Genomic DNA, 22842 nt, shown 5'->3' on the forward strand with positions numbered 1-22842 from the left:
TCAGGACCTGGCGTCAGCCAGCAGCCGCTGGATTTCCTTGATCTGCTTCTTCTCATTGCGCTTGCCCGCCACCGTCAGCGCGACGACGAGGCCGACGCCTGCGACGACACCGCCGATGATCAACTGGACCTTCGGCTGGGCGAAGATGGAGGACACCTGGGTCTTCGCCTCGTCCGCCAGGTTCTTCGGAGCCGCGCGGACGCTGAGCTCGTCCAGAGTCTTCGCGAGCTGTTCACGGGTGCGTTCGATGTCGCTCTGGATAGAGTCGATGGTGCGGGCCACTGAAGTCTCCTGCATTACTGGTGGTGACGGAACGGTTTCAAAGATCGTTCCTGAATTGTACGTTCTCCGGTCCACGCGGTGCAGAAGAACCCTCCGAACGGTGCTCGACATGCCACGGATTCGCCGTACACTCGGACCACATGAGCACTCCCGACGACAACCGCACACTCCTCGAGATCGGGGATGACGCCCCGGACTTCACCCTCACCGACGACCGTGGCCGGCAGGTCAGCCTGTCCGACTACCGCGGTCGGCAGGTCATCGTCTACTTCTACCCGAAGGCGGACACACCCGGCTGCACCAAGGAAGCCTGCGACTTCCGTGACTCCCTCACCGAGCTCAACGACGCCGGCATCGACGTCCTCGGCATCTCCCCGGATTCGGTGGAGAAGCTGGAGACGTTCCGTGAGAACCACGACCTGACGTTCCCGCTACTCTCCGACCCGGAGAAGAAGGCACTCACCGCCTACGGCGCCTTCGGAGAGAAGAAGAACTACGGCAAGGTGGTCCAAGGGGTCATCCGCTCCACGTTCCTGATCAACACCGACGGAACCATCGGCCTGGCGAAGTACAACGTGAAGGCCACCGGTCACGTCGCCCGGATCATCCGTGACCTGACGTAATCAGGCGCGGGTCACCTCCGACAACATGTCCGCCAGGACAAGGTCCTCCGCGTCGTTTCCCGGAAGTTCCAGAGCCCGTCGGTAGGCAGCCGCGGCGCTGCGACGGTCCCCCAGTTCCCGGTATGTGACCGCCCGGGCGACATGGAACGGGCGGTAGTCGTCGAAGGCGCGCTCCCCGGCCAGTTCCCCGAGCAGTTCGCTTCCCCGTCGCGGTCCTTCGGCCCGGCCGACGGCGACCACCGTGGCCAGTTGCACCGCTGGGCCGGATTCGTACCTCCGGAGAAGTCGGTACAGAACGACAATCTGGCGCCAGTCGGTGTCGGCGAAAGTCAACGCTTCGGCATGCACTGCGGCAATGGCTGCCTGAATGGAGTAGGTCCGGGCACCCGGCATTCCAGCGGCATGTTCGGCGAGAACCAGCCCCTCCGCCTTGAGCCGTCCGTCCCACCGGGTCCGGTCCTGACGCTCGAGCGGTATCGGTAGTCCATCGGAGGTAAGGCGGGCAGGACGGCGTGCCTCCGTGAGAAGTAGCAGTGCCAGTAGGCCGGTCGCTTCCGCCGAATCCGGCTCAAGGCGGTGCACCAGACGGGCGAGGCGCAGTGCTTCCGCCGTGCGATCGTCCTGGACGTGGGCCGGCCCGGTACTGCGGGCGAATCCGTCAGTGTAGATCAGGTAGATCACCTTCAACACGCTGTCCAGTCTCTCTTCCAGAACGTCGCCGTCGGGCACGGCGAAAGAGATGCCGAGGGCGCGAATGCGCTTCTTCGCACGGACTATGCGTTGCTGCAGGGTAGTCACCGGCAGCAGGAGCAGGTCAGCCACCACGCGGGTGTCTCGTCCGGCGGCGAAACGCAGGGTCATCGCAACACGGTCAGACGGTGTCAACGCAGGGTGGCTGCAGGCGATGAGCATGGCGAGCCTGTCGTCCCGTTCCGTCTGCCCCTCCCCGACTGCATCTCCGACGGGGTCGTCTCCGGCCGGGCGTTCCTGTTCGATGTGCAGTTCCGCGATCTTCCGGGCGAGGACGTCCTCACGACGAACGACGTCGAGGGCCTTGCGTTTTGCGACGGTCGTCAGCCATGCGACGGGGTTGTCGGGTTCTCCCGACTCGGGCCACGTGCGCACCGCCTGGAGCACCGCTTCGTGCAGGCTGTCCTCGGCGAGATCGATGTCACCGAAGCGTCGGGCGAGGGTGGCGATCAGGCGGGCACGGGTCTCCGCGTCCAGAGCCACTGGAAGATCAGGCATGGCGTGGGGCCGGCTGTCAGTAGGGTGCCAGGGGCCGGATCTCGACGTGGCCGCCCGAGCCGGACGCCGGACTCTTCTTCGCCCACGCGACCGCCGTATCGAGGTCGGGCACGTCGATGACGTAGCCACCCCCGACGAACTCACTGACTTCCGCGTACGGCCCGGAGGAGACGACACGGTCGCCACCGCCTGCCGCGTCGTCGCTGCTGACGATGACCGAATTCTCAGGGTCCTCCAGGGCGAACGAGTAGACGACTACTCCCGCCGCCTCAATCTCCTTGTCGAACTCGAAGAACTCCTCCGGGTTCGCGCCACCGTCGTCCCCGCAGTCCGGGTCATTGGTGCGTCCCATCAACAGTAGTGCGTACTTCATGATTCCTCCGTCACGGTAGTCGGCGCCCGGCGGTTCCGGGTGCCTGCGCTGCCAGACCTTGCGGCCTCGACATCATGATGACGTACCGCATCCCCGAGTATCGACACCGTGGCCAGAACCTGCAGAATTTATTCGACGGTGACCCGACAGCTCCCCTCGAACGGACGCACGGTGCCGTGGATATCCTTCCAGCCCCCGTACAGGACGATCCGGTAGCCACCGGAGTCTGCCCCGGTGGTGTCCCACTCCACGGTGGCCGTCGTCTCGGTGAAGGCGCGGTCGAAGGTCAGCAATGTCGACCACGACGAGTCGTGGGCGATCACGGCACCGTCGCCGAGACGCTCCACCAGCAGATAACTGTCCTCCAGACGCAGGTTGTTGTTCGGGTTCGCCCCGACGAACCTCACCCGGGCGGTGTCCCCGACCCGTACCTCGCCCCCACCGTCCAGCACGTCACCGAAGTTACGGCCCGGCGGTGCCGTGTCCGGGACGGGGACAGCCGCCGGACTGGTCGGGATGACGCCGGTGAGGTCCCCGGCGGGTGCCCCGTGGTCCACGACCCCGCCAGACGCCAGGGCGGACGCCAGCCGGTGCACGGTCTGCTGGACGGCGGGGAGCTCCAGACGTCCGAAGGCGGTCGCGCCGCCCTCGTAGTCCTGCTGGTCGTACTCCTCCGGTGTCGTGATGTAGTGGCCGTAGCCGCAGGAGTACCCCTGGACAACGACACTGTCGGCGGGGACGCCCATGGCGCCAGCCACCGTCCGCCGGATCCGCAGGCCCGAGGTCACCGTGGGCTCGAACCCGAGGTACACCAGCACCAGCCCGCCGATGCGCCACACCCCGAAGAGGTGCCGCTGCTGGATCATGCCGTCGATGTAGCCCATCGGCAGCAGCATGTCCTTCGGAGCGTGGATGCGCCGGACATCCTCCGGAACCGGGGCCAGGTCGTTGAGCTGGCGTACCCACGGCGACCCACCACGCTCCCCCTCATCGATGCCGAGGTCGACATCCAGGCCGCCGCCGTCCTCCTGGCTTGAGGCGGCGAACGCAGCACCGAGGACGGCCGGGCCCGTGCGTCCCGGGCGACCGTCCGGCGTCCACCGGCCATCGACGGTGACCCCGTCCATGTCGGTCCAACAGGTGCGTCCCTCCAGGCCAGGGCGGCTGCCGACGTCCCGGCGGCCGGCACCGGACAGGCGGGCCCCCTCCGCCTGTCGGCGGCCGAGTATCTCCACGGAGCGCCGTTGGCCGTCCACCCCTTCCCCACCGGGCCCCGACTCCGGCACCAGCCCGTGGTTGGGCGTCACGTCGCCGGGGGTGCCCTGGGCGAATGCGGCGACAAACGGGGCAGCCCCGAGATTCCGGTGGTCGACCCCTGCCTCGACTTCACAGGAGTAGGCGGCGAAACCCTTGTTGTCGCCGGAGATGTGCCGGATCGTATGGCTGAAACTCGTCGCGTGGACCGAGTACCAGTTGATCAGGCCGACCGGGGACCCGTTGCGGGCGATGTGCAGGGTGACCGAGGTGCGGTCCACTCCACCCGGGTTTGTGTCCCTGTCCCCGGCCGGATTGCGCTCGAAGGCCTGCCGGGAACGGTTCCGTCCGACGTCGTCGATCTCTGCACTGACCAGTGTCAGTTCCGCCGGGGCAATGTCGTCGTGCGCGCGGGCGACGGAGCGGACGATGCCGGCGACCTGTGCTTCGAAGGTCACCGGACGGAACCCCAGCGAGACAAGGTCGACCATCGCGTGACCTGACCGTCCCCCGGGGCCGACATGGGTGTGGGTGGCGCTGATGACGACGTTGTCGGTGCGGTAGGTGTCGCCGTAGGAAGCCCGCAGGCGACGCAGGACCTCGAGGAACACCGACTGGAACATCAGCGGGGTGTCCACGGTGACGTGGCAGAACCGCCGCGTCCCGTCGTCGAAGATGAATGCCCGGGAATACAGTCGCTGCCGGATACCGACCGTCGTCTGCTCCTGGACGGCGTATCCGTCCATCCCGGCGCCGAGTGGCTCCCCCGTCGCGTCGGCGATTCCCCGTCCCACCGCGATGGACGACGGTCCGGAGGCACCCGACGCTCCCGCGGTCTCCGGTTGTGCTGTCCCTGCGACGGCGCTGGGCGCACCCGACACGGTCGACGACCACAGCACCGTACCGCCGAGCGCGGCAAGGCCGGCGAAGAACGTCCTGCGCGAGAAATCCGTCATTGGTGCCTTCCTCCGTGATGTCCCCGCTTACGCTACATCCCCCTAAAGGTTTCATGTCGAAAATGGAATGGATTCGACGGAAATGCACACTCAGTGAACGCCATTACCCTGTGTCTGTGCAGATCAGAGTGATTCCTCTGCGGAGGCTGCATCTGCTCCTATACATTCGTGCACAGGACATCCCCGTTGACGACCAGGAGAAACCATGACCGCACGCCGAGCCATCGCCGCGTTGACACTCACCCTCGCCCTCCCCCTCACCCTCGCCGCCTGCGGGAGCGGTGACGACGGCACCGACGGTGCCGGCGACGCCACCAGTACCGGTGACGCCACCAGCACGGACAGAGCCGCGGAAGGCGACGGTGACGGAAACGGAAACTCTGACCTGCCTCAGATCGGCGAGACGATCAGCATCGACAAGGCCGACATCACCGTCGACAACCTCCGCGAGGTCGACCACGATCCCACGAACCAGGTCTGCGCGGACGTGAACTTCACCGTCACCAGCGAGACCGAGGCACTGCAGGTGCGGGGTCTGGCGGCGTGGAAACTCTACGGCCCCGACCAGGTCGCCCGGACCCAGACGGTCTCCGACGAGACCGAGCACGTGCTCGACGAAGTCGGCCCCGGGCAGAGCGAGGACGGGACCATCTGCTTCGACGGACCCGCCGACCCCGGCGAGTACCACCTGAGCTTCCAGGAGAACTTCGACGCCCAGACCGACCGCGCCGAGTGGGCCGGTACGCTCTGACAACGAGCCTGCCGCCGGTCAGGGCGCAGGTTGTTCCACGCCCTGCGGCAGCTGGAACAATGCATCATATTCGACGACGACGGTCGGGTGGGTCGGCTCGGCCGGTTCACTGGCCGGTCCGGTGAGGGTGTGGATCAGCTGGCGGAAAGTGCGGGGCATGGTCACTCCTTTCGAAAGATACTCGGTGACAGCGGGTCGGGACATGCATGTCCGATCGGGAACCTCTGACTGAGCCGGTCCCCGGGGCGTGATGTATGACGTCCCCCTGCAAATGTCCGGTCCTGACGTCCCCCTGCCACCCCTGTGATCGCGGTGATCGCAATGATCTCCGTAGTGCGGCATTGACGACCGAGCCGGACGCCGCAGTGTAGCATGTGCACGTCCATGGCGCGACCCCGCAGACCCAGGAGGCTGACGATGACCGTGACCGGGCAGAACACCTGGCTGTGGACCGGTGTGGCCTTCGCCGGCATGTGCGCCGTCACCGGTCTGGGACTGCTCGCACTGTCGGTGCCCGTCGCCCTCGGCTACACCGTGACCGGTGCGGGCGTCGCCGTCGCCTGCGGCTGGCCGTTGCGCTGCCGGCGCCGGGACACGAAGGCGCTCCTGCGGTGGAGGCAGGAACAGGTGACGAACCGGGAGCTCGCCCGGCACCTCACCGAGGAGGACCGGATCCTCCTCGCCGGGTTCGACCAGGGTGGGCCGCCGCCGTTGACGCCGAGACACTGGACGACGGTGGCACCGGTCGCCGCCGCCCTCGTCCTCGTGGGACTCTCACTGACGCTGGCCGGTTTCTACAGCATCGGCGCGTCGACGACTCCCGGCATGCCCTGACCTCCCCCGTTCCGTGGTGCGTCCGAGGGGACTCGAACCCCTACATCCGTCAAGGACACCAGGACCTAAACCTGGCGCGTCTGCCAATTCCGCCACGGACGCCGTGACGGCCACACGGTGGCCGTCGACACAGCCGGGCCACCGGCTGCTCCGGGTTATGGTAGCAGCATGGGCGGGGGTACCCTGGAACGCGTGCCCGATGACTCTCCCGGAACCGCGAACACCATGACGCCCACCGGATCTCAGCAGCCGCAGTCGCGGCGGGTCCGGGTGGTCCAGCTGGTGTTTCTCGCGCTCGCCGTCGTCGCGACCTTCTGTCTCGCCTGGTGGCAGTGGGGACGCTGGTCAAGCGGTGACGGCTCCTACCAGAACCTCGGTTACGCGCTGCAGTGGCCGACCTTCGGACTGTTCTTCATCTTCGCCTACCGCAGGTACATGGAGTACGAACGCGACCGCGCGGCCGGCAACACCTCCCCCGCCGCCCCGGAATCCTCGGCCGACGCCGGCCCCCACGAGATACCGCAGGACATCCTGCCGACACGTGACACCAGCGCCGCAGCGCGGGAGCACTTCGAGGATGACCGACGGCACCGGGCCCGCCAGGCGCGCACCTCAGTACACGACAACACAGCAAGGACGGACCGAGAAGAACGATGAGTACCTCCACCACCCTCCCGGTGACCCCCGAACGTCAGCGCCGGGTGAAGGGCGCCCTGACGCGCTACTCGGTCCTCGCCTACATCACCGGCCTCTTCCTGCTGTTCCTGTGCGTGGAGATGATCCTGAAGTACCTCGTCTTCCCCCCGATGGACATCGAGTCCCCCGGCTGGTTCTCGGTCGTCGCCATCGTCCACGGGTGGATCTTCCTGGTCTACTGCGCCACCTGCCTGGACCTGGGGGTCAAGGCCCGCTGGGCCCCGGTGAAGTGGGTGACCACCATCCTGGCAGGTGTGATCCCGGTGCTCTCGTTCGTGCTGGAGAAGCGCCGTCGCCTCGAGGTCATCGAGACCTTCGGACTCGACCGGTAGCCACCGCCCCGGGGCGGACCGCGGCTCAGTCCGCCTGAGACGTCTCGACCTTCGCCCGTCGCACCGCGGCGGCGTCGATGTCGGAGGTCTCGGCACCGGTGTCCGGGGACCATCCGGCCGGTGCCCCCGGCCACTGGTGCGTCAGACACCCCAACACAGCTAGTGCGGCTGCCTGGGTCGTCACCGGCAGTGTCGACAGGTCCGGGAGGAACCCCGGGTTGTGGTTCGAGGGGATGTCGATGTCGAGCCGGTCGGCGGCCTCGGCACGTTTCCACTGTTTCAGCGGCGTGATGCCCACCGTCCAGAACAGGTACGGCGCGTTGAACGCCCGGGGGATCACGGAGAAGTCCTCTGAGGCGGTCCAGGGCTCCATCTCCTGGGACTGCTCGCCGAAGAACTGGTCGAAGTGGGGGCGGACCACCGCGTAGGCGGTGCTGTCGTTGTCGGTGGCGGCGAGCAGGCCGAGGAAACGGAACTCCGGCTCCCGTTCACACCCTGCCGCGGCGGCCTCCGAGCGTACGATCCGCTTGATGGCGTCCACCGCTCTGGTGCGCACCGATTCCTCGTAGAAACGGCAGCTCAGCGCGAGCCGGGCGGAGTCGGGGATGACGTTGTTCGCCTTCCCCGCCTCCACGGACGCCACCGTCACCACGGCGAACTTCCCCGGCGGCAGTTCGCGGGAGACGATGGTCTGCAGCTTCATCACCACGGAGGCCGCCAGCACCACCGGGTCCACCGCCCGGTGCGGCATCGAGGCATGTGCGCCCCGGCCGAACAGGGTAATCTCAATGGTCGTGGAACTGGTCAACACCGGTCCCGGAGCAGTGTAGACCTGCCCGGCCGGCCCCGGGACCACGTGTTGGCCGAGGCAGACGTCGGGGCGGGGCACGATGGAACGGAGTCCGTCGTTGACCATGCCGTGGGCACCGATGGAGGCTTCTTCGGCGGGCTGGAACAGGAACACCACGGTTCCCTCCCACTTCTCCCGGGACGCGTCGACGATCGACAGTGCGCCGAGGGCGCTGGAGGTGTGGGCGTCGTGTCCGCAGGCGTGCATCGTCGGCACGCGCTGGCCCTGGGCGTCGAGCTGAGCGTGCGTCGAGGCGTAGTCGACACCGGTGTTCTCGGCGACGGGCAGGCCGTCGAAGTCCGACCGGAAGAGCACGGTCGGGCCGTCACCGTTGCGCAGGACGGCGGTGATGCCGTGCCCGCCGATGCCGGTCGTGACCTCCCAGTCGCTGAAGCGTGCCAGTTCCTCGGCGATGCGTCCGGCGGTCCACTCCTCGGCGCCGGAGAGCTCGGGGCGCCGGTGGAACTCCTTGTACAGGCTGGTGAGCCAGTCCCGATCAAACGCTGTCTCGGCGACGATGTCAGCGGGGTCGACGGTCACGGGCACGGTCTCACGGTTCCTTCCGGGAAGCGGCTGGCTCTGGAGCAGGCTCTGTGGTGGATTCTGGGGATACTGTCGTCCCCCACCCTACCGCGTGAACGGGACGCCCCACCCCGGTTCAGGCCAGCAGCGCCGTGAGGTACGGGACAAGTTCGGCGAGAGCGCGTCCGCGGTGGGACAGCTCGTCCTTACGTTCCGGACTCAGTTCGGCGGAGGAGAGCTGCGGTTCCTCGTCCGGGGAGAACAGCGGATCGTAGCCGAAACCGTTCTCGCCGCGTGGCTCGCGCAGCAGCATGCCGCGCCAGACACCGCGGACGGTGACCTCCTCGTCACCGCCGAGGCGTCCGGCCATGTCCGCGGGAACCGCCAGGGCGCAGGCGGAGACGAATCCGGCTCCGCGTCGCTCGTCGGGCACGTCGGCGGTCTGGCCGAGCAGCAGGCGGTTGTTGGCCTCGTCCGCGGAACCGTCACCGGTGTCATGGCTGCCGGACCACCGGGCGGAGAGTACGCCCGGCATGCCGTTGAGGGCGTCGACACACAGCCCGGAGTCGTCGGCGACGGTGGGAAGACCCGCGTAACGGACGCCGTCACGCGCCTTGATCAGGGCATTGTCCTCGAAGGTGGCTCCGGTCTCCGGGGTCTCGGGGTACGGGTCGACATCGCGCAGACTCAGCAGTTCGATACCGTCGACGCCGGCGGCGTCGAGCACGCGGTGCAGTTCGGCGAGTTTCTTGGCGTTGCGGGAGGCGACGAGGACCTGCACAGTCACAGTGTCACCGCCTGTCCCGTATCGGCCGCGAGCGCCTTCCGCTGCAGCGCAGTCAGGTCGCGCAGGCCCCCCTCGGCGAGATCGAGCATCACCCCGAGTTCATCCCGGCTGAATTCGGCGTTCTCACCGGTGCCCTGGATCTCCACGAAGTGACCTTCCTCGGTCATCACCACGTTCATGTCCACGTCCGCCCGGCTGTCCTCCTCGTAGGGCAGGTCCAGGCAGGCGACGCCGTCGATGATGCCGACGGACACCGCGGCGACGGGGTCGAGCAGGGGTTCACCAGGGACGACGCCGCGGCTCTGCAGCACCGCCAGTGCATCGGCCAGTGCCACGTAGGCGCCGGTGATCGAGGCGGTGCGGGTGCCGCCGTCGGCCTGCAGCACGTCGCAGTCGATGTTCACGGTGTTCTCACCGAGGGCACGCAGGTCCACCGCCGCGCGCAGCGAGCGGCCGACCAACCGCGAGATCTCCTGGGTGCGTCCCTTGACCTTGCCCTTGACGGACTCACGCTGCATGCGCTCGGCGGTGGCCGACGGCAGCATGGCGTATTCGGCGGTGAGCCAGCCTTCGCCGGAGTCACGCTTGAACCGCGGCACTCCCTCGGAGACGCTGGCGGTGCACATCACGCGGGTGTCACCGAACTCGACCAGCACGCTGCCGGCGGGGTTGGTGGTGAAGCCGCGGGTGATGCGGACGTTCCTCAGCTGGTCGACGGCGCGACCGTCGGCACGGGTGAAAGTCACGGATGATTCAGAAGCACTCATGCCTCGACAGTCTAGCCGCCGATGCGGACATCCATCCCGGGGCGGGCCAGCTCGACCGGCCCGTCGTAGAACCGGCGTGCGCCGCGCAGCGCGCCCTCGGCGTCACCCCACGGAGGAATATGGGTGATGATCAGGCGTCCGACCCCCGCCTGCGCCGCGGCCTGACCAGCCTCCTCTCCGGAGAGGTGCATCTGCGGCGGGTTGCCACCGTTGTCCCGCTCCCCCCAGGTCGCCTCGCACAGCAGGACGTCCGCCCCGGTGGCCAGCGCGGCGAGGTGACCGGTGGCGGCGGTGTCGCCGCTGTAGACCAGGGAGGCCCCACCGTCCTCCACACGGATCATGTAGGACTCCGTCGGGTGCACCGCCGGCGCGGCGTACAGGACGGCCGAGCCGATGTGGTGCCCCGGGTACACCGTCCCGCGCGACTCGTCGTCGAAGGCGACAGGAGCGTCCTGCGGGGCGGGGCCGTGCCAGGAACGCACGTCCATGATGTCGGAGAAGTCGTCGACCTGGGACGGGTGGTCGGCCGAGGCCCGACCGAGATGCAGGGCGGAGATCGACGGGCCGAGCAGGGTGTGACGTACCGCGGCCGCCTCGGTGGGGTGGAACCGCTGCCAGACCACCAGGGACGGGAAGTCGGAACAGTGGTCGGGGTGCAGGTGCGAGAAGACGACGTCGACATCTCCCGGGCGTCCCAGCGCCTGGAGTCGGGCGAGCACGCCCGGACCCATATCCATGAGGATCTCCCGCCCATCCGCCGTCCGCAGCAGGTAGCCCGAGGCGGGGTTGTCGGGAGCGGAAAGGCTCCCGGAGCATCCCAGAATGGTCATGTCCATGAGAGATATTGTTACATGAGCCACGCCGGAAACTGGGAACCAGGCAGTGATTTCCCCGGTGATTTCCCCGGGCTCCGTTAACGCAGCATCTCCGGGATCCTGCTGACCCCGGCCACCGACGGCCCCAGGAAACGCGAGGCCAGGTTGGCGAAACGGGCAGGGTCGCCGGTGGACTCGAAGGTCAGTTCCGGGGTCACCCCGGCCGCGGGTTCAGCGAGCAGGTCGTGTTCCGACAGACTGCGGTAGACCATCTTGGCGGTCTCCTCCGCCGAGGAGACCAGGGTGACGTCCTCCCCCATCACCAGCTGGATCACCCCGGTGAGCAGTGGGTAGTGGGTGCATCCGAGCACCACGGTGTCCACCCCGGCGTCCTTCAACGGTTCCAGGTAGGTCTCCGCCAGCCCCAGCAACTGGCGGCCGGAGGTGACGCCCCGTTCGATGAAGGGCACGAACTGGGGGCACGCCTGGGCGATGACCTCGACCCCGGGAGTTGCGGCGAAGAGATCCTGGTAGGCCCCGGAGGTCACGGTGGCGCGGGTGCCGATGACACCGATGCGGTTGTTGCGTGTCACCGACACCGCCCGACGTACCGCCGGCAGGATCACCTCGACCACGGGCACGGGGTAGCGCTCACGGGCGTCACGCAGGAAGGCCGCTGAGGCGGAGTTGCAGGCGACGACGATCATCTTGCAGCCGCGTTCCACCAGCTGGTCGGCGATCCCGGTGGCGAGCTGACGGACGGTGGCCAGGGATTTGTCGCCGTAGGGCGAGTTGGCGGTGTCGCCGATGTAGATCACCGACTCGCCGGGGAGCTGGTCGATGACCGACCGTGCCACCGTCAGCCCGCCGACCCCGGAGTCGAAGATGCCGATGGGTGCGGTGGACGTGGGCGCGGGGACTGACGGGGAGAGATCGCTCATGGCCTCCGAGTCTAGTGCCGTTCCGGGCCGCTCCGACGGACGAGGTGGACGGCAGCGCACGGCAGCGCACGGCGGTCGTCCCCGATTACGCCTGACACCCCGCACCCCTCCGCGGCGACCTGGGGTTTCGCAGGCTGCCCGCCGACGGAGGCGTAATCGGTGATCATGGGGACGCCGGGGACCGGGGGCCGGGCGCCGGACGCCGGGGTCCAGCCGTCCGCTCCTCAGGCCGTGGCCGTCACGGCCTTGGCCTGCTGCCGCTCCTTCACCGCCGGACGCCCCGCACCCCAGGCGGTCATCGCGCCGCCGACCCCACCGAAGAGGTGTCCCTGCCAGCTCACCCCGGGCTGGTTGGGCAGGATCCCCCAGAACAACCCGGCGTAGACCACGATGACGGCGATCCCCAGCAGGATCTCGGGGATGCTGCGGGTGAAGACACCGCGGACAGCGAGGAACACCGCCCACCCGTAGATCAGCATCGAGGCACCGACGTGCACGGTGTTGTCCCCGCCGAAGAAGAACACGCCGACCCCGGCGACGATGGTCGTGACGACCGTGGACGCCCACACCGCCTTCTGCCCGGACAGGGCGACCAGGAAGAGCAGGACGGCGACGGCCGGGGTGTTGGCGATCAGGTGGGAGAAGTTGACGTGGATGAACGGTGCCGGAAGGATCCCCCAGAACCGGGAGAAGTCCAGCGGGTGGATGCCGAGGGAGACGAGCCGGTTGCCGGAGGCCCAGTTGACAATCTGGACGCCCCACAGCACGGCGAGGAACACCAGCGTGGTGACCAGTGCCTGGCCGAATCGGCCGCGGTCGCGGAAACGTGTCTTGGCTGGTGTCGCAGGTGTTGTCCCGGTCATAGCTCTCCTCAGGTCGTTCCGGTCATGATGTCACGCCACGAAGGGACGTCGAAGGCGGTCTCCGCGGCCAGGACCGCGTTGACCACGGCCCGTTCCGTGCAGGACGCCACCGCCGCACACAGCAGGGCGAGGTCGGTGGTGTCGGTACCGGCACGGGTCCCCGACGGTGCCAGGGCGAAGAAGGTGTCGCCGTCCATCGGCAGGTGGGACGGGCGGACGGCGCGGGCCAGGCCGTCGTGGGCGGCCATCGCGAGGCGTCTGGCCTGGGCTTTGTTCACCGGGGCGTCGGTGGCTGCCACGCCGATGGCGGTGTTCATCGGCGAGGGCCCGGAGTCGGTCATCTTCGTGCCGCCGATGCCGCGGGCCAGGATCGTGCGGAGTCCGTCGGCGGTCGGTGCGGGGACGTCGGCGCCGTCGCCGGGGAGCGGGCCCCACAGTCGCCCGGTCCCCGGGTCGACGACGGAGCCTACCGGGTTCGCGACGACCCCGACCGCGACGGTGGCGGTGCCCCCGTCGGTCAGGTGGACGGTCTCACCGGCCTGGCCGAAGCCCCCTTTGACCGCTCCGGCGGTGGCGGCGAGCCCGGCGCCGACGTTCCCGGCGCGTGATGTGCTGCCGGCTCCCCGGGGTCCCTCGAGCGCGTCGCTGACGGCACGGCGTCCGGTGTCGGCGGTCGGCCGGGAGGACGGGTCACCGACGGGAAGGTCGAAGATCACCGCGGCCGGGACGATCGGCACGATGAGCGACGGCGCGTCCGGCTCCGGACGTGGCCCCGGCACCTGCAGCCCGATCCCCCGGGCCTCGAGGCCGGCCATCACCCCGCCGGCGGCGTCGAGGCCGAAGGCGGAGCCGCCGCACAGGGCGACGGCGTGCACGGTGTCCACGGTGTTCGACGGGTCCAGCAGGTCTGTCTCCCGGGTCCCCGGCCCACCTCCCCGCACGTCGACCGCCCCGACGGCCCCGTCCGGGCACACGACCACGCTCACCCCCGAGCTGTCGACCTCGGCGTGCCCCAGGAAGACACCCGGGACATCGGCGAGACCGGCGGGACCGGTGGCGGCCCCGGCCGCCCGCTCATTCATCTCGTTCACCGGGGACGTCGATCGGCCCGAGCATGGCGGTCAGCAGGCTGTCCTGGTGGTAGCCGAGCCATTCGAGGTAGTTCTCCGCCGCCGCGACCTCCCCGTCGCTGCCGCGCGCCTGTTCGAGACGGCCGTGGTGGTAGGCGCGGATATCGGTGAGCGCACCGAGCCAGGGGGTGGTCTGCTCCGCGCTGAGACTGACGTTCACCGAACCGTCCGGGCCGAGCAGATCGCTGACCAGTCGCAGGTTGATCAGCTTGCCTTTGATGATGTCGGTCTCGTTGAACTGGCGGGACACGCCGGCCTCTCCGTCGACCTCCTCGTCACCGTCGCGGAAGAAGGACGGCAGCATGGCGGCGAGCACCGGGTCGTCCGGGGCGTCGGTGTGCCCCGACGGCAGGCCGGTCATGTCGGCGAGTTCGTCCTTCGGCGCGGACCGGGCACGTCCGATGAGCAGTTCGCCGACGGTGGCGGCGCTGTTGCCGAGCATCTCGCGCTCCATCGGCTCGAGTTCGGTGATGTAGCGCACGCCACGCATGAGGCTCTTCTTCTTCACCCACGGTTTCATGGTTCTGTCCCGTCACCCTTCCGCGCGCTGCATGGTGGCCCACAGTCCTGCGGTCTGCAGCTTCTTGACGTCTCCCTCGACCTTGTCCCGCTCCCCGGAACTGACGATGGCCTTGCCCTCGTTGTGGACCTGCATCATCAGCTCGGTCGCCCGTTTCCGGGAGTACCCCAGCACGGTCTGGAACACGTAGGTCACGTAACTCATCAGGTTCACCGGGTCATCCCAGCAGATGCACTGCCAGGGAAGGTCGGCCGCCGTCAGCGAGTCCGGCAGCTGCTCTTCCACGGGAGTGACCGCCGGTGCGGCGGGAGCGGCAGGTGAAGTCATGGTGTCCAGACTACCGACTAGGATGGTCAACCGTGACCGAGCACACCACGCATCCTGAGCGGACCGACGGCGCGTCGTCGACGGCCCTGCTGACCGACATGTACGAACTGACGATGCTGCAGGCCGCACTGCGCGACGGGACGGCCGACCGGCAGTGCAGTTTCGAGGTCTTCACCCGGCGCCTGCCCAACGAGCGCCGCTACGGCGTCGTCGCCGGCACGGCACGCGTGCTCGAGGCGGTACGCGACTTCCGTTTCACCGACGGGCAGCTCGACGGTCTCGACTTCCTCGACGAGCGCACGCGGGAGTACCTGCGCACCTACCGTTTCTCCGGCCAGATCGACGGCTACCGGGAAGGCGAGCTCTACTTCCCGAACTCACCGATCCTCACGGTGCGCGGCACGTTCGCCGAGACGGTGATCCTGGAGACGGTGATCCTGTCGATCCTCAACCACGACTCCGCCGTCGCCTCCGCGGCCGCCCGCATGGTGACCGCGGCGGAGGGCCGTCCGATCATCGAGATGGGGTCCCGTCGCACCCACGAGCAGTCGGCGGTCTCCGCGGCCCGCGCCGCCTACCTCGCCGGCTTCCACTCCACCTCCAACCTCGAGGCCGCCGCCCGGTACGGGCTGCCCGCCGGGGGCACCAGCGCGCACGCCTGGACCCTGCTGCACGTCGACGAGGACGGCCGTCCGGACGAGAAGGCGGCGTTCCGCTCCCAGATCGACGCCCAGGGTCCCGGCACCACGCTGCTGGTCGACACCTACGACATCACCCAGGGTGTGCGCAACGCGGTCGAGGTCGCCGGCACCGCGCTGGGTGCGGTGCGTATCGACTCCGGTGACCTGGGCGTGCTGGCCCGCCAGGTCCGCGACCAGCTCGACGGCCTCGGCGCCTACGACACCCGCATCGTGGTCTCCTCCGACCTCAACGAGTTCGCCATCGCCGCGCTGCGCAGCGAGCCGGTGGACATCTACGGTGCCGGAACCTCGGTGGTCACCGGCTCGGGTGCCCCGACCGCCGGGCTGGTGTACAAGTTGACCTCCGTCGACGGTCACCCGGTGGCCAAGCGCAGCAGCCACAAGGCCAGCCACGGCGGCGCCAAGCGTGCCCTGCGCGCCTGCCGTGACACCGGCACCGCCGTCGAGGAGGTCGTGTACCCCTTCGGTTCCGGCATCCCCGACCTGGGCATCCTGCACCCCGTGGAACTCACGGTGCCGCTGGTCCGGGACGGAGCGGTGGTCGACGATCTGCCGACCCTCCGCGAGTCCCGCGACCATCTCGCCCGTCAGCTGGTGTCGCTGCCGTGGGAGGGCCTGGCCCTGTCCCGCGACGAGCCCGCCCTCAACGTTCGTTTCGTCGGCCTGTGAGCGACCGGGGGAAGGACACGGACGACCGGCGGGAGCACACACAGCAGCTGCTCGACAGCGCCGTCGCCGCCCTCGGCGGCTCTCGTCGGGACGGTCAGCGTCGGATGGCGGCGGCGGTGTCCCAGGCGATCTCCGGCCGGCGCCATCTGGCGGTGCAGGCGGGGACGGGCACAGGTAAGTCACTGGCCTACCTCGTCCCCGCACTGGAGCATGCCGTGGGTGCCGGTGAGCGCGTGGTGGTGTCCACCGCGACGATCGCGTTGCAACGTCAGCTCGTCGACCGCGACCTTCCGCGGGTGACCGAGGCGTTGGCGCAGGATCTGGGCCGGCGTCCGACATTCGCTATCCTCAAGGGCCGCAACAACTACCTGTGCCTGAACCGGATCGGCGGCACCGGAGGCACCGGCGACACCGGTGCAGAGGACGGGGCCGCCGCATTGCTCGACGAGGCGGACGTCACAGCCACCGGCGCACAGGTCGCGCGCCTGCACGACTGGGCGCAGGAGACCGAGGACGGCGACCGCGACACACTGCCCCGCGGGGTGTCCGACCGGGCCTGGCGCCAGGTCAGCGTGACCAGCCGGGAATGCGTCGGCGCGACCCGGTGCCCGTTCGGCGACCAGTGCTTCGCCGAGGCCGCCAAGGAGAAGGCCGCCCAGTCCGATGTCGTGGTGACCAACCATGCGCTCCTGGCCATCGACGCGCTGTCGGAGCAGTCGGTGCTGCCCAACCACGACACCGTGATCATCGACGAGGCCCACGAACTCGAGGGACGCATCACCTCGGTCGCCACCGAGGAGCTCTCCGGCGCGGCGGTGGCGATACTGGCGCGCCGGTGCGAGAAGGTCGGTCCCGACGACTGCGCCGCCGAACTGCTCACCGCCGGCGACACGTGGACCGCCGAGATCGAGGCGGCCGTCACCGCCCACACCGCCCCCGACGGCCGGTGGACGAGTGTGCCGGTCACCCTCGTCGAACCGTTGCACGCCCTGCGCGACGCCCTGTGGAAGACGCGCAGCCGCCTGCACGGCAGCGGTGGCACCGGCGGTGCAGGTGGTGCGGGCGGCGCAGAGAACGACCCCGAGAAAACAGCCGAGATCTTCTCCTGTCTCTCCGGCTGTGAGGAGATGCACGACACGGTGGTGCGCATCCTCGAGGCCTCCCCTGCCGAGGCTGGCGCCGAACCTGCTGGGGCTTCCGAGACTGCCGAGCCTGCCGAGCCTGCCGACTCCCTGCTCGGCGACGACGTCGTCTGGCTCTCCGGGGACCGGAACCGACGCAGCGTCTACGTCGCCCCACTCAGCGTGTCCGACCTGCTGCGCGGGCGGCTGTTCGCCGACCAGACCGTGGTCCTGACCTCGGCGACCCTGGCACTGGGCGGTCGGTTCACCTCCATGCTCGCGACCTGGGGCCTCGCCGCCTCGGCGTGCACCACCCTCGACGTCGGCACCCCGTTCGACCCTGCGACCCACGGCATCCTCTACACCGCCCGCCACCTGCCCCCGCCCGGGAGGGAGGGGGCGTCGCCGGAGTCCATCGACGAGCTCTCCCAGCTCGTCTCCGCCGCCGGCGGCCGCACGCTGGGCCTGTTCTCCTCCCGGCGGGCCGCGGAGAACGCTGCGGCGGAGCTGCGCACCCTCGTGCCCCACGAGATCCTCTGCCAGGGCGACGACACCCTCGGGGCCCTCATCGACCGGTTCCGTGCCGAGCCCGAGACCTGCCTGTTCGGGACGCTCAGCCTGTGGCAGGGAGTGGACGTCCCGGGCCCGTCGCTGTCCCTCGTCGTCATCGACCGTATCCCCTTCCCCCGTCCCGACGACCCGCTGTCGCAGGCACGCAAGGAGGCCGTGGACGCCGCCGGGCGCAGCGGATTCATGGAGATCGCGGCGACCCATTCCGCGCTGCTGATGGCACAGGGGGCTGGACGTCTCCTCCGCGCCGTCGACGACCGTGGCGTCGTCGCCGTACTCGACCAGCGTCTGGTGACCAAGCGGTACGGGGCGTTCCTCCGCGCCTCGATGCCGGCGTTCTGGCAGACCGTCGACGGCGACACCGCCCGGGGTGCCCTGCGCCGACTGCGCGCCGACTGACCGGGCCGGCCCTCTCCGCAGGTCACCGCGGGTCCGGGTGTGACCGCGCGGGGGATTGTGGGCAGGGTCACTGACAGTCACGGGTAGGATCGACGATGAACACATCTACCCCCGGGACACGACGACCCCGGACATTTTCGCGCAGGAGGACACACATGCCCGTCACGAGTGACCGTCCCGATGTCACCATCCCCGACGTCGGACTCCACGAGTACCTCTACGGCGACCTGTCCCCCGAGGACGAGGACCGCATCGCGGTCGTCGACCTCGCCGGAGGCACGGAGACGTCGTACGCCACCCTGCGCAGCCACGTCGACTCCGTCGCGGGCTGGCTCGCCCGCCACGGGGTGAAGAAGAACGACGTCGTCGCGCTGCACTGCCCGAACTCCGTGGAATTCATCGTCGCCGCCCACGCGGTCTGGCGTCTCGGTGCGGTGCTGACCCCCGTGCCACTGTTGGCCTCACCGGGGTCTGTCGCCGATCAGCTCCGTGACTCCCACGCCGTGATGCTGCTGACCCTCGCCGGCCTGGGCGACGGGGGCGAAGAGGCCGCCGAGCTCGCCGGGCTGCCGTCCGACCGGCTGATCCACCTCGACACCTCCCGCGGGCTCAACCAGATGCTCGCCGAGCGCAGCACTCCCCCGGCCGTCTCCTTCGACCCCGCGACGCAGCTCGCCGCGCTGCCGTACTCCTCGGGCACCACCGGGCTGCCCAAGGGTGTGCGGCTCACCCACCGCAACCTGGTGGCGAACATGGCCCAGGTCGAGTCCGCGGGGCCGGTCACCCGGGACGACGTCGTCTTCGGCGTCCTGCCGTTCTTCCACATCTACGGTCTCACCGCCCTGGCGAACATGACGCTGCACCTGCGCGCGCGCCTGCTGACCGTGCCACGCTTCGAGCTCAACACCTTCCTGCGCAACCACCAGAAGCACGCGGTGACCTTCACCTTCATCGCGCCGCCCGTCGCGCTGGCGCTGGCCAAGCACCCCGAGGTCGACAACTACGACCTCTCCGCCCTGCGCGGCGTGCTGTCCGGAGCGGCAAGTCTGGACGGCGACCTCGCCGCCGCCGTGAAACAGCGGCTCGGCATCGAGGTCCACCAGGGCTACGGGCTCACCGAGACCAGCCCCGTGACCCACATCAACCTCGGCGACTCCCTCGCCCTCGGCTCCGTCGGACGGCCCGTGGCCAACACGGAACACAAGATCGTCGACCCCGACACCGGCGACGAGATTCCCGTGCCTGCCGAGGACGGGACCCGCAGCGACGCCGGCGAGCTGTGGATCCGCGGCCCCCAGGTGATGGACGGCTACCTCGGTGATGCCGAGGCCACCGCCGAGAGCCTGCCCGGTGACGGCTGGCTGCGCACCGGTGACCTGGCCCGGCAGGGCTCCCACGGCGAGGTCTTCATCGTCGACCGGCTCAAGGAGCTCATCAAGTACAAGGGGTACCAGGTCCCGCCGGCCGAACTCGAGGCACTGCTGCTCACGCACGAGGCCGTCGCGGACGCCGCCGTGGTCGGCGTCCTCGACGCCGACGGTGAAGAGGTTCCGAAGGCCTTCGTCGTCGCCCGGGACGCCGAGGCCGCCGGTGACGACCTCAGTGACACCCTGCTCGGATTCGTGGCAGAGAACGTCGAGCCCTACAAGAAGATCCGGGCCCTCGAGTTCCTCCGGGAGATTCCCAAGTCCGCCACCGGCAAGATCCTGCGCCGCTCACTGCTCTGAACGACCGGCGCCGGCGCCGGCGTTGTCCGCCCCCGTCCGCGCCCGTCCGCCTCAGTGCCGGTCGAGCGCGACCACGGTGACGGACCCGGGGGCGACTTCGGTGTAGCCGGCGTCCTGTACGACGGCGGCCCCGCGCCGGCGCTGGCCAACGACAGCTCTGAGGTCCGCGAAGCGCGGCGCGCCCACCTCGCACACGTGCAGCGGGAAACCGGCGTCCCGCCACTGCCGGGCCCGTTCGCGGTCCATGGACGCCGCCAGCAGCATCGAGCCGTGGGCGGCCTGCGCCGCGGCCTTGCCCACGCTCATGCCCAGCGACGCATCCACGTAGACCACCGGATGGTCGTCGCCGTCCGCCACGCCTTCGGCGTCCCCGGGCAGCGGGAGGTCGGTCCCCTCGATCTGCAGGCGGTTGATCGCCGGAGGAGTCTCCACCACCGGACACGGGGGGAAGGCACGGACCTGCGCCGTCCCCACCGCCGCGGTGGCCCCCGGCAACGACTGCACGTCCGTCCACCTGCTGTTCCTCGCCCGGCGGGCGATCTTCCGGATCCGGGCCCCGTACCACCGCACCAGTGCGGCGGCGAAAGCGCCGCTGTCCGGGTCGGCAGAGCCGTCCGGACCGGGGAGCTCCGCACCCGCACGGTCGTCGAGACACACCGACGCACAGGCGACCGCCGCGGCCTCCAGGACGTCGCGACGCAGCGGCCGCGGGTCACGCGGGATGTGCAGCACCAGGGGCATCGCCTGGACGCTCATGGGATCGGCCGGGTTCTCCCCGTCCCGCTCCCCCGCAGGTGTGTCCAGCACGGACCGCAGGCGGTCGTAGGCGATGTCGAAGGACACTCAGCGCTCCAGCGGGACGCGACGGTAGCTGCCGTCCTCGAGATCCGCGGCGTCGATCTCCTCGCGGTCGATGCCGAGCATGAAGAGCACCTCGTCGAGGAACGGGTGGTTGACCGTGGCGTCGGCCACTTCACGCAGCGCGGGCTTGGCGTTGAAGGCGATGCCCAGACCCGCCACCGACAGCATCGCGATGTCGTTGGCGCCGTCGCCCACGGCGACGGTCTGGTGCAGCGCGATCCCGTTCGACCAGGCGAACTCCTTGAGGCTCTCCGCCTTCACGTCACGGTCGATGACCTGGCCGATGACACGGCCGGTGAGCTTCCCGTCGATGATCTCCAGGGTGTTCGCCCGGTAGAAGTCCAGGCCGAGCTCCCGTGCGAGCGGCTCGAGGACCTGGACGAACCCGCCGGACACCGCACCGGTACGGAACCCCAGCCGCTTCAGCGTGCGGATGGTCGTCCGCGCCCCCGGGGTCAGCTGCACCATGCGGGACACCTCGTCGATGACGGAGGCGTCCAACCCCTTCAGTGCCTTGACCCGCTCGTGCAGCGACTCGGAGAAGTCGAGTTCCCCTCGCATGGCACGTTCGGTGACCTCGGCGACCTCCGCCTCCCGTCCGGCGTGGGCGGCCAGCATCTCGATGACTTCCTGCTGGATCAGCGTGGAGTCGACGTCGAAGCAGATCAGCCGGGGTGCGCGGCGGGTCAGACCGGCGCGCTGGATGGCGATGTCCACTCCGGTGGCGTGGGAGACGGTGGCGAGTGCCTGGCGCAGGTCGGCACTGCCGCCCGGGGTCGGGTCGGCGGCGGTGACCTTGAGTTCGAGTCCGGTGACCGGGTAGTCGGCGATGCCGCGGATACGGTCGATGTTCGCGCCGTGGTCGACGAGGGTCTGCCCGATCGCGGAGATGTGCTCGGCGGTGACGGGGTTGCCGAGGACGATGACGGCGTGGGTGGAGCGTGCGCGGCTCCCCACGAGGTCGTCGTCCACGTCGAGGGTGACGGTCATCTCCCGGCCGGTGAGTTCATCGGTGAGGGCCTGGCGCATGGCTTCGGTGCTGCCGGCGACGACGCCGATGTAGGCGGCGAGGTTGAGGGTCCCCCGGAAGTTGGCCTGTTCGACGTCCAGGAGCTGGACGCCGTGGTCGGCGAGGATGCGGAAGAAGTCGGCGGAGACGCCGGGGGCGTCGGGGCCTGTGACGGTGACGACACCGGGCGAGAGTCCGGGTGCGAGGCTGACGGTGAGGTGACGGGAGGAATTCGGCTGGTCCACGGGTGTTATTGTCTCATGAACTCCCGCAGACGCGAACAGCCGCACCCCGCGTAGTTGGGGTGCGGCTGTGACTGCAGGTGCGGTCGTGGAGCGGAGACTAGAAGTGGCGTCCCACGTGGGCTTCCTCGCGGGCGGTCTTCACCATGTGCGGGTAGTGCAACTCGAAGGCCGGACGCTCCGAACGGATCTTCGGCATCGAGGTGAAGTTGTGCCGCGGCGGCGGACAGGACGTCGCCCACTCCAACGAGTTGCCGTAACCCCACGGGTCGTCCACGGTGACGACCTCACCGTAGCGCCAGGACTTGAACACGTTCCAGATGAACGGCAGGACCGAGAGCCCCAGGATCAGCGCGCCGACCGTGGAGATCTGGTTCAGCAGGGTGAAGCCGTCGGAGTCCAGGTAGTCGGCGTAGCGACGCGGCATACCCATGTTGCCCAGCCAGTGCTGCACCAGGAAGGTGGTGTGGAAGCCGATGAAGGTCAGCCAGAAGTGGATCTTGCCCAGCTTCTCGTCCAGCATGCGGCCGGTGATCTTCGGGAACCAGAAGTAGACGCCGGCGAAGGAGCCGAAGGCGACCGTTCCGTAGAGCACGTAGTGGAAGTGGGCGACGACGAAGTAGGAGTCCGACAGCTGGAAGTCCAGCGCCGGCGACGCCAACATCACACCGG

Annotated in this window: 25 protein-coding genes and 1 tRNA gene; 8 read left to right on the forward strand and 18 right to left on the reverse strand. The window is 69.1% G+C overall.

Features of this window, described 5'->3' with window-relative positions:
• A complete protein-coding gene (locus tag PQI66_RS06035; RefSeq protein ID WP_339996745.1) occupies nucleotides 1-282 on the reverse strand; it encodes a DUF3618 domain-containing protein in 282 nt (93 codons plus the stop codon).
• A 140-nt stretch (nucleotides 283-422) separates the two neighbouring features.
• On the opposite strand from PQI66_RS06035, the gene bcp reads away from it, so the two are divergent.
• Entirely contained in the window at nucleotides 423-905 is a 483-nt protein-coding gene (gene bcp / locus PQI66_RS06040) for a thioredoxin-dependent thiol peroxidase (RefSeq protein WP_339996747.1), read from the forward strand.
• Here the strand turns inward: bcp and PQI66_RS06045 are convergent, their stop codons facing one another.
• The 3 genes from PQI66_RS06045 to PQI66_RS06055 form a co-directional block, all read right to left on the reverse strand.
• A complete protein-coding gene (locus tag PQI66_RS06045) occupies nucleotides 906-2153 on the reverse strand; it encodes an RNA polymerase sigma factor (protein ID WP_339996749.1) in 1248 nt (415 codons plus the stop codon).
• 16 nt (nucleotides 2154-2169) lie between these two features.
• On the reverse strand, nucleotides 2170-2526 hold the full coding sequence (locus PQI66_RS06050) for a YciI family protein (protein WP_339996751.1): 357 nt from the start codon (nucleotides 2524-2526) through the stop codon (nucleotides 2170-2172).
• Nucleotides 2527-2654: 128 nt separating this feature from the next.
• Nucleotides 2655-4736: a neutral/alkaline non-lysosomal ceramidase N-terminal domain-containing protein gene (locus tag PQI66_RS06055; RefSeq protein ID WP_339996753.1), complete on the reverse strand. Its 2082-nt coding sequence runs from the start codon at nucleotides 4734-4736 to the stop codon at nucleotides 2655-2657.
• A 205-nt stretch (nucleotides 4737-4941) separates the two neighbouring features.
• On the opposite strand from PQI66_RS06055, the gene PQI66_RS06060 reads away from it, so the two are divergent.
• Nucleotides 4942-5487 (forward strand): DUF4352 domain-containing protein, encoded by a 546-nt coding sequence (locus PQI66_RS06060; RefSeq protein ID WP_339996755.1) that lies wholly within the window; start codon nucleotides 4942-4944, stop codon nucleotides 5485-5487.
• Nucleotides 5488-5505: 18 nt separating this feature from the next.
• Here the strand turns inward: PQI66_RS06060 and PQI66_RS06065 are convergent, their stop codons facing one another.
• On the reverse strand, nucleotides 5506-5646 hold the full coding sequence (locus PQI66_RS06065) for a hypothetical protein (protein WP_339996757.1): 141 nt from the start codon (nucleotides 5644-5646) through the stop codon (nucleotides 5506-5508).
• A 258-nt stretch (nucleotides 5647-5904) separates the two neighbouring features.
• Here PQI66_RS06065 and PQI66_RS06070 point away from each other — a divergent pair, with 258 nt between their 5' ends.
• A complete protein-coding gene (locus PQI66_RS06070) occupies nucleotides 5905-6321 on the forward strand; it encodes a hypothetical protein (protein ID WP_339996759.1) in 417 nt (138 codons plus the stop codon).
• Between the two features lie 14 nt (nucleotides 6322-6335).
• Here PQI66_RS06070 and PQI66_RS06075 read toward each other — a convergent pair.
• Nucleotides 6336-6423 (reverse strand) — tRNA-Leu (locus PQI66_RS06075).
• A gap of 90 nt (nucleotides 6424-6513) precedes the next feature.
• Between PQI66_RS06075 and PQI66_RS06080 the strand changes: the two genes are divergently transcribed.
• Both PQI66_RS06080 and PQI66_RS06085 read left to right on the forward strand, forming a co-directional pair.
• Nucleotides 6514-6978, forward strand: a complete 465-nt coding sequence (locus tag PQI66_RS06080) for a hypothetical protein (protein WP_445228001.1) — start codon at nucleotides 6514-6516, stop codon at nucleotides 6976-6978.
• Complete coding sequence (locus PQI66_RS06085; RefSeq protein WP_339996761.1) at nucleotides 6975-7349, forward strand: DUF3817 domain-containing protein; 375 nt, start codon at nucleotides 6975-6977, stop codon at nucleotides 7347-7349. Before PQI66_RS06080 ends, PQI66_RS06085 begins: the two co-directional genes overlap by 4 nt.
• 25 nt (nucleotides 7350-7374) lie before the next feature.
• On the opposite strand, the gene PQI66_RS06090 is transcribed toward PQI66_RS06085, so the two are convergent.
• The 9 genes from PQI66_RS06090 to clpS form a co-directional block, all read right to left on the reverse strand.
• Nucleotides 7375-8745 (reverse strand): amidohydrolase, encoded by a 1371-nt coding sequence (locus tag PQI66_RS06090; RefSeq protein WP_445228002.1) that lies wholly within the window; start codon nucleotides 8743-8745, stop codon nucleotides 7375-7377.
• Between the two features lie 112 nt (nucleotides 8746-8857).
• Nucleotides 8858-9502 carry a non-canonical purine NTP pyrophosphatase gene (locus PQI66_RS06095; protein ID WP_339996828.1) on the reverse strand — a complete coding sequence of 215 codons (645 nt, stop codon included), beginning with the start codon at nucleotides 9500-9502 and terminating at the stop codon, nucleotides 8858-8860.
• A gap of 2 nt (nucleotides 9503-9504) precedes the next feature.
• Nucleotides 9505-10275 carry a ribonuclease PH gene (rph, locus tag PQI66_RS06100; protein ID WP_339996763.1) on the reverse strand — a complete coding sequence of 257 codons (771 nt, stop codon included), beginning with the start codon at nucleotides 10273-10275 and terminating at the stop codon, nucleotides 9505-9507.
• Between the two features lie 11 nt (nucleotides 10276-10286).
• Nucleotides 10287-11111 carry an MBL fold metallo-hydrolase gene (locus PQI66_RS06105; RefSeq protein ID WP_339996765.1) on the reverse strand — a complete coding sequence of 275 codons (825 nt, stop codon included), beginning with the start codon at nucleotides 11109-11111 and terminating at the stop codon, nucleotides 10287-10289.
• A gap of 77 nt (nucleotides 11112-11188) precedes the next feature.
• Complete coding sequence (gene murI / locus PQI66_RS06110; protein WP_339996769.1) at nucleotides 11189-12031, reverse strand: glutamate racemase; 843 nt, start codon at nucleotides 12029-12031, stop codon at nucleotides 11189-11191.
• A 224-nt stretch (nucleotides 12032-12255) separates the two neighbouring features.
• Nucleotides 12256-12894 carry a rhomboid family intramembrane serine protease gene (locus PQI66_RS06115; RefSeq protein WP_339996771.1) on the reverse strand — a complete coding sequence of 213 codons (639 nt, stop codon included), beginning with the start codon at nucleotides 12892-12894 and terminating at the stop codon, nucleotides 12256-12258.
• 8 nt (nucleotides 12895-12902) lie between these two features.
• Nucleotides 12903-13976 (reverse strand): P1 family peptidase, encoded by a 1074-nt coding sequence (locus PQI66_RS06120; protein WP_339996773.1) that lies wholly within the window; start codon nucleotides 13974-13976, stop codon nucleotides 12903-12905.
• On the reverse strand, nucleotides 13969-14544 hold the full coding sequence (locus PQI66_RS06125) for a DUF2017 domain-containing protein (protein WP_339996775.1): 576 nt from the start codon (nucleotides 14542-14544) through the stop codon (nucleotides 13969-13971). The genes PQI66_RS06120 and PQI66_RS06125 overlap by 8 nt, the downstream gene beginning before the upstream one ends.
• Nucleotides 14545-14556: 12 nt before the next feature.
• A complete protein-coding gene (gene clpS / locus PQI66_RS06130; RefSeq protein ID WP_339996777.1) occupies nucleotides 14557-14871 on the reverse strand; it encodes an ATP-dependent Clp protease adapter ClpS in 315 nt (104 codons plus the stop codon).
• Nucleotides 14872-14969: 98 nt separating this feature from the next.
• Here clpS and PQI66_RS06135 point away from each other — a divergent pair, with 98 nt between their 5' ends.
• From PQI66_RS06135 to PQI66_RS06145, 3 genes are all read left to right on the forward strand, one after another.
• Nucleotides 14970-16241 (forward strand): nicotinate phosphoribosyltransferase, encoded by a 1272-nt coding sequence (locus PQI66_RS06135; RefSeq protein ID WP_445228007.1) that lies wholly within the window; start codon nucleotides 14970-14972, stop codon nucleotides 16239-16241.
• On the forward strand, nucleotides 16238-18331 hold the full coding sequence (locus tag PQI66_RS06140; protein WP_339996779.1) for an ATP-dependent DNA helicase: 2094 nt from the start codon (nucleotides 16238-16240) through the stop codon (nucleotides 18329-18331). Before PQI66_RS06135 ends, PQI66_RS06140 begins: the two co-directional genes overlap by 4 nt.
• 155 nt (nucleotides 18332-18486) lie before the next feature.
• On the forward strand, nucleotides 18487-20058 hold the full coding sequence (locus PQI66_RS06145; protein WP_339996781.1) for an AMP-binding protein: 1572 nt from the start codon (nucleotides 18487-18489) through the stop codon (nucleotides 20056-20058).
• 51 nt (nucleotides 20059-20109) lie between these two features.
• Here the strand turns inward: PQI66_RS06145 and PQI66_RS06150 are convergent, their stop codons facing one another.
• The 3 genes from PQI66_RS06150 to PQI66_RS06160 form a co-directional block, all read right to left on the reverse strand.
• On the reverse strand, nucleotides 20110-20901 hold the full coding sequence (locus PQI66_RS06150) for an aminoacyl-tRNA hydrolase (protein WP_339996782.1): 792 nt from the start codon (nucleotides 20899-20901) through the stop codon (nucleotides 20110-20112).
• On the reverse strand, nucleotides 20902-22173 hold the full coding sequence (gene serB / locus PQI66_RS06155) for a phosphoserine phosphatase SerB (protein ID WP_339996783.1): 1272 nt from the start codon (nucleotides 22171-22173) through the stop codon (nucleotides 20902-20904).
• Between the two features lie 97 nt (nucleotides 22174-22270).
• The coding region (locus tag PQI66_RS06160) for a cytochrome c oxidase subunit I (RefSeq protein WP_339996784.1) at nucleotides 22271-22842 on the reverse strand (572 nt) is incomplete at its 5' end.

The sequence above is a fragment of the Corynebacterium sp. USCH3 genome (assembly GCF_037619475.1).
Lineage (GTDB): Bacteria > Actinomycetota > Actinomycetes > Mycobacteriales > Mycobacteriaceae > Corynebacterium.